The following is a 12543-nucleotide window of genomic DNA, read 5'->3' on the forward strand; positions in this document are numbered from 1 at the left end:
ATCTCCGATAGCCCAAAACCTAGCGTGTACTTCGCTAGTATCCTAATCGCGTCCATCAATCATCTTTACCTCAGGTAGAGTATGTAACACTTGTAAACTTCGCCGCACTGGATGCTCCAAAGCGTATAATTGTTGATACTTAGTTCGGACTATTTCGATATTCATATCAGTGTAGGACAAGTCGCTCGTCAATAATGGATTAATAAATTCTATATTCGCCGCGTGCATAACTTCAGGCAAATACAGTTCGTAAACGATGCCGTTGATCAGTTGCTCAAAGTAGGCTAACATATAGTGTTCTTGAGCGCTGGCTTGTTGATTAGCCCCTAGCCATTGGCTCAGGTATAGTACATATTCAACTAAACACTGAATCAAGGCTTGTACTGCTAGCTCAGCCTTAGGAATTGGGAATGTTTTCATAAAGATCGAGCTAGGTTCATAAAATTCATTTTGTAGTTTTGCTAGTAACTGGGTATATAGCCACATGACAACACTAGAATTAAGAATCGCTAATAAATATTTAGACGCATTGGGAATGATAAATGCTTTTTGGTTGGTATAGAAGCCTGTTTCATCCCAAGCAAAATCATTACGTTTAGCAATATTAGGATAGATAATCTTTGGCTGCTCAAATTCTTGCCAATAGGCACAAGAGCGCAGTTCCCAATAGTATTTCCCTTGATCGCTCCGTTTAATCAAGTCAGCTCGCATTGGTTGCATAAATGCAAAAATTGCTGGATAGGTTTTGGCAAATGTGGCCTCTGCTTTGGCAAGCTCAAGCCCCGACCAAGGATGCTTCATATTTTCCGATGACGGAATTTTGATCAAATATTGTTCGGCAAAATTCACATTCCAACGCTTAACATCGCGGCCCCGCAAAAATGGCTTGATAATTGAAGCCGAAGCAGGATCTTCAGCAATTAAGCGCTCTTTGGTGACACGATCAATCACAAAAGCTTCGTTTAAACCAGTTTTAATCCCATAGTAAATTGTATGGTTCGGCAATTTGCCCAACGGTGTGCCAGCGGCGCGCAGTTTATTCAGCAAAGCAACATTATCGGCCTGCTCCAAGCGCCAACCCTCGCTGGCTAAGTTGGTTTGGGGCATGCTGAAGGTTTCATGTTGCAGCACGCGCTCAAATTCGCTCAACGGCGTTTTGATCTCCCAATTTAAGGCCTTAAAGCTATGCTCGACGCTTGGCTTGGCTTTTTGAGTAATGATAATGCTTGGGTAGGCAATTGCGGTAAAAATATCTGCATCGCCAAAATCGAGCAATTGCTGCATGCTAGTTTGGCTAGCGAGCAATTGGCGCAATTTCGCGCCATAGCCAGCGCGAAAATATTTATTCGAAACGATATAACACAGAAACCCGCCGGGCTTGAGCAACTGCACCGCGCGCTCGAAAAAGTAGACATACAAATCGGCGGTGCCAACATAGCTGGTGTAGAGCTGTTGCAAGCGCGGTTTATGGCGCTTAAACTTCTCTTGGCGCACATAGGGCGGGTTGCCCAGCACCACATCAAAGCCTTGGTCGCGGCCAAACATCCATTCTGGGTTGAAAAAGCCAGCAACGTTGTTTTGGTTGTAGGGGTCCCAACCGGCCAAGGTTGCAGCAGTATCAGCGCCAACGCCATCACGCTGCAACTGTTCGCGCATTGCTAGGCGCAAGATCTTATCGTCATCGCGATATTTTTGCTTGGTTTTGGGCGTTTTGGCGCTAAAGTGGCGGCGGCGCACCTCTTCTAGTTCCTGTTCTAGCTCGCTAATTCGCTCCGAGCGCAAGCCAATTTGCTCATTGGCAACATCGAGCAAACTATTGGCGGCCACAAAACGGGTTTCCAAGTTGGGCAACAAGCGCACGCCACGGTTGGGGCGGCTATCGTCGATCCGTTGGTCGACCAAGAGCGCAATATAGCAGCGCAATTTAGCAATTTGCACCGCAATTGGCTGAATATCGACCCCATAAATCCCATGTTCAATCAAATACAATTTGCGCCCATAATCCAAATCGTTGCGTTCGAAGGCATCCTGAATATCGTTCAGCGCCTGATCGCGCACATCGGGGTCGTCGATCTGACGGGCTTTGGCTTGTTGGCGCTGCTTCCATTTTTCATTGCGTGGGTCGAGCTTACCCAGCAAATTGACCAAGCGGCTGAGCACGCCCATGGGAAAAGCGCCCGAGCCACAGGCTGGGTCGAGAATTGCCAAGCGATCGATTGCGCCAATTAAGCGCGCAGCTTCCGGCGTTTGCTCAAATGCTGTATTGGCCTGCTCATCGCTCAACAAACGCTGCAAATAGGCCTCGCTGGCAGGATTCGCCCCCAGCTCCTGCTGAAAATAGCCAATCAACGCCTGATCGACCATATATTGCACCACATTGCGCGGCGTATAGAACGAACCAGTTTGCTTGCGGGCAGTATCGCCAGTTTCCGGATTATAGGCTGCCAGCAAATTCTCAAACACCTTGCCAAGCAACTCCGGGTCGAGCGCCACTTCCTCTTCAATCGGCGTATTTTCAGCAATCGTAAATTTATAACTGCTGAGAATATCGATCAAGCCGCGCACGCTGTAGCGTTTATTTTTCGTGCCATAGGCTTGGTTAAGATCAGCCGCTTGCGGCTCCGCCCAAAACAAATGGTCGGGCACATACAACGGATTATCGGCGCGGTCGGAGAAGCCATCAACGCGCTCGACATTGCCCTGATCGTTCTTTTTATCGAGGCATTCAAACAAACCGCCATTCAGAAACGGCACATCGGCCAACAGCGCGATCAACTGATTGGGGTCGGCCAACAAATGTTGATAACGATAAAGACTGGTAATGTTGAAATGCTGCTTCTCCTTGCGAAACTCACGTTTATCCATCTCCTGATTGAGCGTCGCAAAGAACAGATTTTGCAACACAGCCTTATAATAGCGGCTTGGATCGCTGCCAACCAACAAGCGATCGATTGTCGTGCGTTCGAACAATTTGGCCGAAACGAGGCCACGTTCGCGCAAAAACCAAACAAAAATCAAGCGCGTCAGCAAGCGAATCACCGCCATCGAATGCAGCTTATCGCGCCGATCATCCTGCTGGTTGGGGTTTTCGTGGTCTAGCTCAATCTCATAGAGCGTATCTTCGGGAAATTTAACCTGTTTGACCGCCCAAAAATACCAATCGCTAATTTCGCGAAAAAAGCGCTGATTGAGCGCTTCGCTATCGAGCACCCGTTGCCAAGCCTTATTCAACTCGACGAAATTGCGCACAACACTGGCGCGCACAATCGCATCCAAGCTCAAATCGTACAAAATTTCAAGGTGGGCGCGGTGAGGTGCAGCCAGCAAAATATCTTTAATCAAAGTTACTTTGCCAAGCGTATCGCGGCTTTGGTCGCGCAGATTGAGGCGGCGCTGAATAATCGAGATCGTCAACAACCCGCCATACTCAAACAGCACCAAGACGGGCATGGCAAAGGCTTGATTGATGGAGCGGGTTGCGTCGGCCAACTGCGAGCGCGAGTAGGCTGCTTGCTTCAAGCGCACCACCAGCACCAAATACGATTCGATAATTGCCTTATCGAAGACCTGGCCACTATCAAACATACCCAGTTGAGCGTTAGCGCGAATCTCGCTATCGGTCAGCTGAAAAACCACATCAACCGCCAGCCAATCCTGCCAGAGCGCCTTGGCCTCATTAAATGGCGTTGACTGATTCTGCAAAAACAGCTGCTCAAAGCTGGCCTTGGTTGGTGGGCTGATGGCAACCCGGCGTTGGCTCTGATAGCCAAGGCTTGCCAAAAGCGTGGCTGCATCGCCAGCCAAATCGTGCTTGCCAAAGGCTGCCAAGGCTGCGGCAATCCGCTGTTTGGCTTCAACAACATATTTTTTTGCGCTGCTATCAGTCATGGGTTTGGCACCTTCTGCTACACCTGGTGCTCAGCTTGGAGCAACTCGCTGAGGATCAACACACACATACAGGTTTAGTGTCCATTGTCGATGATTGTGGCAGCGCTGTCAAAACCAAAAACAATACAGAACAAGGATGGAGGATGAAGGATGAATTATGAAGCTAAAGCCAGAAGGCAAAAGGATGAGGGATGAATTATGAGGGATGAAGCCCATAGCCCCTAGCTATATTGGTTCATTGCGTTGGCAACCAGCGGATTACCGCAATCCACCCCCATCGAGGGTCGGTTTTCGCTGTCCACCACGCATCCGCAGGGTCATCAATGGATGCGTGGTGGACGCGTCGTGCCCTTGAGGGGGTGCAGGGGGATTAAAGCCCCCTGCGTTTCCCGCTGGCGGGACGGAAGGGTGGAAAAGAACGATGGTGGTTAATGTGATAAACCAGTACACCTACCCCCTGTAATGGTTCATTAGGGTATCAATCGTGGCATTCCCGCACCCCAGCCACTTCTATCGATCGGTTTTCACTGCGCACCACGCATCCGCAGGTTGATCAATGGATGCCGTTTGGTCGCGGATTGTCCTTGAGGGGGTGCAGGGGGATTAAAGCCCCCTGCGTTTCCCGCTGGCGGGACGGAAGGGTGGAAAAGAACGATGGTGGTTAACGTGATGAACCATTACACCTACCCCCTGTAATGGTTCATTAGGGTATCAATCGTGGCATTCCCGCACCCCAGCCACTTCTATCGATCGGTTTTCACTGCGCACCACGCATCCGCAGGTTGATCAATGGATGCCGTTTGGTCGCGGATTGTCCTTGAGGGGGTGCAGGGGGATTAAAGCCCCCTGCGTTTCCCGCTGGCGGGACGGAAGGGTGGAAAAGAACGATGGTGGTAATGTGATGAAGCCCATAGCCCCTAGCCTATCCATATTAATCCCCACCTGCTACTTAATCACCAGCCAAGTAATCAACTCAAAATCGCTGGCCGAATGCACCTGTTGATTGCTTGTTGGCAACAAGCCGCCGCGATTGCGGGTAAGTTGTTGGGCCGAACGCTGTTTGGTTGCATCAATCGTGGCATTGATTGCAGCATCGAGTAAACGATTGTACAGCTGCATATCATCGCCATCGTTGGTTTCGCGATCAAAGAGCCGACACAAGAGCTCATGCGGTTGGGAAGCATCAGCACACAGAATTTGCATCAACTCCAAAATATGTTTAGGTTGGGTGAAGCGTAGCCGCACCTCGCCATCGTTGCGAAGATAGACCAAATAATAGGGCTGGGTTGGGTTAATTTGGGAGCCACGGGCTTCTGGGGCAAGGCCATCACGTTGGCGCAAGCAAAAAATCACGCCTGGCTGAATAATCTCATAGCGCGGATCGACTGGCACAACCGTATATAAACCAAGCGGCGCATCACGCAGCAAAGTACGATTTTGCTCCAAAAAGCGCAGCAAATCCATACGAAAATCATCGAGGCTGAAATCGGTAATTGCGACACTATCGCTCAAATCTTCGAGATCAAGCACCTCGGTTTGCAAGCGCAACAACTGCTTATCGCGATATTTCAAATCGTTGCTGACCAAATCTTCGAGCGCATCGGGAGCCAGCAAATTATCTTCAAAGGTTGCCGAAATATCGACCAACGCCATGCGCGCCTCAACCCGATTTTTCAAATTAATATATTTGTTAAGATCATGCGTTGGCCAAAAATTGACCAATTGCACCACGGGATTAATGCTGCCAATTCGATCAATCCGCCCAAAGCGTTGAATAATCCGCACTGGATTCCAGTGAATATCATAGTTAATCAACAAATCGCAATCTTGAAGATTCTGGCCTTCCGAAATACAATCGGTTGCAATCAACAGATCGATCTGCTGATCTTGAGGCATACTCGCAATCTGAGCCCGTTTTTTGGCAATTGGCGAAAAATTAGTCAAAATATGGTTGAATTCTGCTTGGCCAAAGGTCGTGCGATTCGCCCCATCACCAGTTACTAAGGCGCTATGCACGCCCAGCTGGCTAGCCCAATCGGCCAAACATTCATATAAATAGCGAGCAGTATCGGCAAAGGCGGTAAAAATCAAGAGCTTGCGATTGGCAGTGCCAAGGTTGGTTATAGTTGGCTGGCTAATTTTTTGGGCAATTAATTGTTTGAGCACGCTCAATTTGGCATCGTGTTCAGGCGTAACCATACTGGCGCTCGAAAGCAATAAATCCAATTGTTGTTTATCGCGGCGCAAATCGTGCAGCCAGCGATCGACATCGAGGTGGGCCATACGATAGATAAATTTCTGGCCAACTTCGAGCGCTTCACGCAACTCCTCATCAAAGCCTTCGCCCGCAAAATCACTGGCGCTCAATTCGCGCACCTCAAATTCGCTGCTAGTGCTACGTAACTGTTTAAAGCGTTCGATCCGCTGCTCAAGCAGCTCAATTTTGTTAATCGTGCGTTCCATCGTCAGGGCAAACGAATGCACCGAGCTTTCCAAACGCTTGAGAAAATTAACCTTCATCATGCCAATCAAAAAGCGTTCGCGCACCCCTTGCTTGAAATTGCGCACCTTGGTTTGCTCGTATTCGGCGGCAAATTCGGGCAATACATAGGCCGACGGGCTAAATAAGGCAAGTTGATAGTGGCTAATCTCATCGTTCAAGCGATCATAGGATAAAAACCGTCCGCGCAAGTCGATCTCTGGGTAGAGCGCTTGGGGCTTGGCGCGCTCAGGGAAGCCACCCAATTCGGCCATGGTATCAGCGTAGTAACGCTGAATATGTTTGCGCGAACGGGCAATTGTCAATTCATCGAGCAACACAAAAAACTCAGATCCCAATTGATCAAGCAAGCCTCTGGTTGAGCGCTCACCAGCCTGTTTTGCCCAATCGTTAAAGGTGCGTTGAGCAGTGGTCAAGGTTTGGCTCAGGCTTGCAATCCCCAAACTTTCACGAAAAGCAGCATCGTCGTTTTCAGTCAAAAAATACAACTGATTGCGCAAATCCTTAAGGTCGTTGTTGACTGGGGTGGCTGAAAGCAACAGCACCTTGGTTTTGACCCCGCTGCGAATCACCTCATCCATTAATCGTTCATAGCGCGTTTTACGAATAATGCTGCCATCGTCGGCGCGCTTTCCGCGCACATTATTGCGAAAATTATGCGATTCGTCGATCACCACCAGATCATAATTGCCCCAATTGAGCGTGCTCAAATCGATATCGCCGCTGCGGCCATGGTCGCGGCTAAGATCGGTATGCGAAAGCACGGTATAGCTCAAGCGATCGCGTAAAAAGGGATTGAGCGGGCTATTGTTATGGGCTTGATAGACCGTCCAATTATCGCGCAATTTTTTGGGGCATAGCACGAGCACCCGATAATTCAACAGCTCAAAATAGCGAATAATTGCCAAGGCCTCAAACGTTTTGCCCAAGCCAACGCTATCGGCAATAATACAGCCTTGGTGGCGCATAATTTTATTAATCGCGCCGCGCACCCCATCTTTTTGAAACGTAAATAACGTTTGCCAAATTGCGCTATCAGTAAATTGGCTTTGCTCAGCAAACAACTGCCGATCTTGGTAGTCATTCAAAAACTGTTCAAACAAATGGTACAGTGTTTTATAGTAAATAAATTGCGGGCTAGGATACTGATAAAGCTGTTTAAGGTACTCCAAGACCGCAGCTTTAACATCGTAGACCAAGCTTTGATCATCCCACAGCTCATCAAACCAGCGTTTGAGATCAGCCAAATCGCGTTTACTATCGACCTCAAGATTCAGCTCGATATTATTTTGAGTGCCAAGGCCCAAGCCACGCACCGTAAAATTGGAGCTACCCAAGATTGCCTGCGCCAAATTCCCATGTTGCAGATGGTACATTTTGCCATGGAGAAAATTTGCCCGTTTGACTGAACGAATCTCAACTTTCTGGCTAATCCACTCGGCGCACTCCCGAGCAATCCGTTTTTGCTGCAAGCGATTGTGAATCGTCAAGCCAGCATCTTCAATATTAAAGGCTTTCTGGTCGGTTTTATCGGGGTCGAGTGAGCGAATAAAGCGTGGCTCGCCAAACAAAAAGCGCATCTGCTCTATCGAGCTTAATTGCTGGCGCAATTCATTAAACGCATAAATCGTAAAGTAAGCAGAAACCACCGCTAACTGTGCATTGGGCTGAATATGCTGGCGCAAAAAATCGCCAACCGAGCCACGCTGACGATTATCACGAATTCCCGATTGAAACTCTGACATACACGCTCCCTCATTGAGTAAACGACCACACCCCCGCGGCTCTTAACAGCTCCGAAGGTTTATTTTTCGCCACGAATTGCACAAAGAGCACGAAGAATATAGAGCATAGAACATAGAGCATAGAGCTCACAAAGGTTTGTTTTTTCGCCACGAATTACACGAATTGCACGAATACGTATTGTTTGCCACAGATGCCACAGATTTTTGTGATGATGTTCCTCTGACAGCTCATCCTTCATCCCTCATCCTTCATACTTTCACAGCTCTGCGCCTCTGCGTTAAAATTCCGCTCCACGAAGCATACGAAAGCTTTTTTCGCCACAGATTGACACATATTTGGATGATTAAGGTCTCATAGCCTATAACCTGATCCCCAGCCCCCGACCCCTGATCCCTAAATGTATGTTCTGCTATAGGCCTAATTCGCGGCGCAAGTCGGCTTGCTGTTGCTCAAACTCAATCAGTAATTGTTGGCGTTGTTCGGCGGGCAAGAACGAGGCTTTGGCGCTTTGTAGCGCAACTTTGCAAATATCAGCAAGCGCAAAATCGAAGCGTTCGGCGGCCAGCAAATACTCGCCGGTTACGCTGGTATTGAACAAGACTGGATCATCGGAGTTGAGGGTTATTGGCAAACCAGCATCGAGCATCTGGCGCAGGGGGTGTTGCTCAAACGAGGCAACCACGCCAGTGCGAATATTGCTGGTTGGGCAGACATCAAAGGTAATATCGCCGCGCCGAGCCAAAAATTCGGTCAATTCGCTATCTTCAAGCACCCGAAAGCCATGGCCAATCCGATCGACGCCGAGCATTTCGACCGCGCCACGCACGCTATTGGCGCCTGCGACCTCGCCAGCATGGGCCATCACATGCAGCCCAACTGCTTTGGCCAAAGCAAAAACTTCGACAAATGGCTCAGGCGGATAATTGGCCTCATCGCCGCCAATCGAAAAGGCAACAACGCCATACTTCATGCCAGCTTGGGCCAACTCGACCGCTCGCAGCGCTTGATCAAGGCTAAACTGACGGCCAAAATCGAAGGCAGGCCGACAAAGAATGCCTGTCTCGCGCTCAGCACGGGCAAAACCAGCAGCAACACCACCAAGAATCTCATCGAAATCCATGTTGCGCTGCATGTGCTGAGCAGGCGAGAGCATTACTTCTGCATACCGCACCTGTTGCTGAGCCAAATCGATGGCCAACTCATAAGCAACCCGTTCAAAATCCTCACCGTGGATCAAACAGCGGGCACAGGTGCGATAAACATCTAAAAAGCCCAAGAAATGTTCATATTGAAACATGCGCTCAACGCCCGCCAAATCGTTAGCAGGCAAGCTAATAGCATTTTTCGTCGCTAGCTCCAACAACGTTTTCGGGGTAATTGAGCCTTCGAGGTGAACGTGAAGCTCACATTTGGGCATGCGTCGAATAAATTCAGCAAGCGGCGAGTGCATGCAACAAACTCCTAGGCTCCCATACCCAGTGCCTTAAGCCGTTCGGCGTTGTCGTAAGTAACCAGTGCGTCGATCAACCGATCCAGCGCGCCATCAAGAACAACAGGCAGGTTAGAGATGTTTTGGCCAATTCGATGATCGGTAATTCGGTCTTGTGGGTAGTTGTAGGTGCGCATTTTTTCGGCCCGTTCGCCGCTACCAACTTGAGCCAAGCGTGATTCACCAAGCTCTTTTTGGCGTTTTTCTTGTTCACGGGCATACAAGCGGGCACGCAACACGTTCAAGGCACTTTCGCGATTTTTAATCTGCGAACGAGTATCTTGACAGACAACCACAATTTCATCTGGCGTGCCGCCTTTATAGACGATCCGCACTGCCGAGTCGGTGGTGTTGACTCCTTGGCCACCGTGACCACCTGAGCGATACACGTCGATACGGTAATCTTCTTGCTTGATTTCAACCGCAGTTTCTTCAACCTCTGGCAGTACCGCCACGGTAATTGTGCTGGTGTGAATGCGACCGCGAGCTTCGGTTGCAGGCACGCGCTGCACGCGATGCACGCCGCCCTCGTATTTGAGGCGGCTCCATGCACCTTGGCCTTGCACTTCAAAAATAACTTCTTTGAAGCCGCCAATGCCATTTTCGCTCAACGACATAAGTTCGGTTTTCCAGCCCCGAGTTTCAGCGTAGCGTTGGTACATGCGGTACACATCGGCACTAAACAAGGCTGCTTCATCGCCACCTTCGCCTTGGCGAATTTCGATGATCACGTTCTTTTCGTCGTTAGGGTCGCGAGGCAACAACAAGACGCGAACTTCGGCGCCAATTGCTTCCATGCGCGCTGAAAGTTCCTCGATGTCCATTTGGGCCATTTCGCGCAACTCAGGATCATTTTCCTCGCGCAGCATGGCTTTGGATTCTTCGAGCGCTTTTTCTGCCTGCAGAAACTCACGATAGCGGCCAACCAATTCGCCGAGTTCGGTTTGTTCGCGAGCCAAGGTGGTTAGGCGCACATGGTCGCTCAGTACATCTGGCTGCGTCATTTCATCATTGAGTTCGATATATCGCGCCTCGACACGAGCGAGACGAGCTAAAATTTCTGGTTCCATAGTTGTATGGATATTCCTTATCTTGGTGGTGTATCTGCGTCATTATAGCATACTGCTTTTAATAAAGAGCATAGAACATAGATGTACTGGTTCATCACGTTAACCACCATATTTCTTTTCCACCCTTCCGTCCCGCCAGCGGGAAACGCAGGGGGCTTTAATCCCCCTGCACCCCCTCAAGGGTACTACGCGTCCACCACGCATCCATTGATGACCCTGCGGATGGGTGGTGTTCCGTCGCAACCATCCCTTGGGATAGGGTTGCGATGCGGGAATGCTGCGGTTGCTAATGCGATGAACCAGTACACATAGAGCATAGAACATAGTAGCGATTGAGCCACGAAGGGCACAAAAAACACAAAGGATTGAAACCGCGAAGATCGCGAAATCACAAAGGCTACTTTTAGCCCCAGATTCCACAGAGTATGCTCCCATAGCCAAAAGCCCTCAACTCTCTGCGCCGCTGCGTTAAATTTTTCGCCACGAATGCTACGAATGATCATTTTTAGCCACAGATGTTGAGGATTAGGCTTCTGCCTTCTGCCTTCTGCCTTCTGCCTTTTGCCTTTCCTTCATCCCTCATAATTCATCCCTCATCCTTCTTCTTATGTTCTTTGCTCTTTACTCTCTGTTCTGACTTCTGAACTTTGCTTTCATCCTTCATCCTTTCGTATGTTCTTTGCTCTATGTTCTTAACTTCATCCCTCATAATTCATCCTTCATCCTTTTTCTATGGTAAGCTATGGCTTCTGAACGATAAACTTTTATCTATAGCCTATTGTCCATAGCCTATAGCCTACGATCATGCTACCAATTGCCGATTTTGATTATCACTTACCACCAGAACGGATCGCCCAAACCCCGGTTGAGCCACGCGACCATTCACGCTTGTTGGTGCTCGATCGCGCCACTGGCCAGCTTGAGCATCGCCATTTTTATGAGATTGGGCACTATTTGCGGCCTGGTGATCTGTTGGTTGCCAACGATAGCCGAGTCTTGCCAGCCCGTTTGTATGGCCAAAAAGCCAGCGGCGGCAAAACCGAACTCTTGCTGCTCAAACAACGAGATGCCCAACGCTGGGAAGCGCTAATCAAAGGCAAAGTTGCAATTGGCACACGCTTGATCATCACTGGCCATAGTGGCGCACAGGCCGAAGCAACGGTCGAAGAATTACTCGAAAGTGGCAGCCGAATTGTCTGCTTTAATCAGCCAATTAATCAGCGTTTGCCAGAGCTTGGCTCAATGCCAACCCCGCCCTATATCACGGCTCCGCTGACTGATCCAGAGCGCTATCAAACGGTGTATAGCGCTCAAGCAGGCTCGGCGGCAGCCCCAACCGCTGGCTTACACTGGACACCAGCGCTAATCGAGCAGGTTAAAGCTCAAGGTGTTGGCTGGGCGAGCGTTACCCTGCACGTTGGCTTAGATACGTTTCGGCCTGTGCAAACCGAAAATGCGCTCGATCATCAAATTCATAGCGAATGGTATGAGCTTTCTGCAGAAACCGCCCAAGCAATCAATGCAACCCGCGCTGCAGGCGGACGAATTATCACGGTTGGCACAACCAGCACGCGGGTGGTCGAAACCGTAGCGCAAGCCCAAGGGATACATTTGGATGCTGGCGAAATTCAGCCAGCTTCGGGCTGGAGCGATATTTACATCTACCCGCCATATGAGTATCGGGTGGTAAATAGTTTAATTACCAATTTTCACCTGCCCAAATCAACCTTATTGCTCTTGGTGAGTGCCTTGGCCAGCCGCGAACAGATTATGCACGCCTATGCAGAGGCGGTTGAACACGAATATCGCTTCTTCTCGTTTGGCGATGCCATGTTAATTCTCTAACCGTT

Annotated in this window: 5 protein-coding genes; 1 reads left to right on the forward strand and 4 read right to left on the reverse strand. The window is 49.4% G+C overall.

Annotated features, from left to right (window positions below; translation table 11 throughout):
• Positions 1-42 precede the first annotated feature (42 nt).
• From SE18_RS03275 to prfA, 4 genes are all read right to left on the reverse strand, one after another.
• The gene (locus tag SE18_RS03275; RefSeq protein WP_054532991.1) at positions 43-3888 is read right to left on the reverse strand and encodes an Eco57I restriction-modification methylase domain-containing protein; all 3846 of its coding nucleotides are present in this window, start codon (positions 3886-3888) and stop codon (positions 43-45) included.
• Between the two features lie 945 nt (positions 3889-4833).
• Positions 4834-8133, reverse strand: coding sequence for a helicase-related protein (locus SE18_RS03280; protein ID WP_054532992.1), 3300 nt, complete (start codon positions 8131-8133; stop codon positions 4834-4836).
• Between the two features lie 410 nt (positions 8134-8543).
• Positions 8544-9584 (reverse strand): adenosine deaminase, encoded by a 1041-nt coding sequence (gene add / locus SE18_RS03290; RefSeq protein ID WP_054532994.1) that lies wholly within the window; start codon positions 9582-9584, stop codon positions 8544-8546.
• A gap of 11 nt (positions 9585-9595) precedes the next feature.
• Positions 9596-10681, reverse strand: a complete 1086-nt coding sequence (prfA, locus tag SE18_RS03295; protein WP_170206266.1) for a peptide chain release factor 1 — start codon at positions 10679-10681, stop codon at positions 9596-9598.
• An 816-nt stretch (positions 10682-11497) separates the two neighbouring features.
• On the opposite strand from prfA, the gene queA reads away from it, so the two are divergent.
• A complete protein-coding gene (queA, locus tag SE18_RS03300; RefSeq protein ID WP_054532996.1) occupies positions 11498-12538 on the forward strand; it encodes a tRNA preQ1(34) S-adenosylmethionine ribosyltransferase-isomerase QueA in 1041 nt (346 codons plus the stop codon).
• Positions 12539-12543 lie beyond the last annotated feature (5 nt).

Source organism: Herpetosiphon geysericola (assembly GCF_001306135.1).
In the GTDB taxonomy this organism is placed as follows: Bacteria; Chloroflexota; Chloroflexia; order Chloroflexales; family Herpetosiphonaceae; genus Herpetosiphon; species Herpetosiphon geysericola.

Coding starts and splice junctions, on each gene's coding strand:
- SE18_RS03275 (WP_054532991.1), bottom strand. CDS start 3,888: ATGACTGATAGCAGCGCAAAAAAATATGTTGTTGAAGCCAAACAGCGG.
- SE18_RS03280 (WP_054532992.1), bottom strand. CDS start 8,133: ATGTCAGAGTTTCAATCGGGAATTCGTGATAATCGTCAGCGTGGCTCG.
- add (WP_054532994.1), bottom strand. CDS start 9,584: ATGCACTCGCCGCTTGCTGAATTTATTCGACGCATGCCCAAATGTGAG.
- queA (WP_054532996.1), top strand. CDS start 11,498: ATGCTACCAATTGCCGATTTTGATTATCACTTACCACCAGAACGGATC.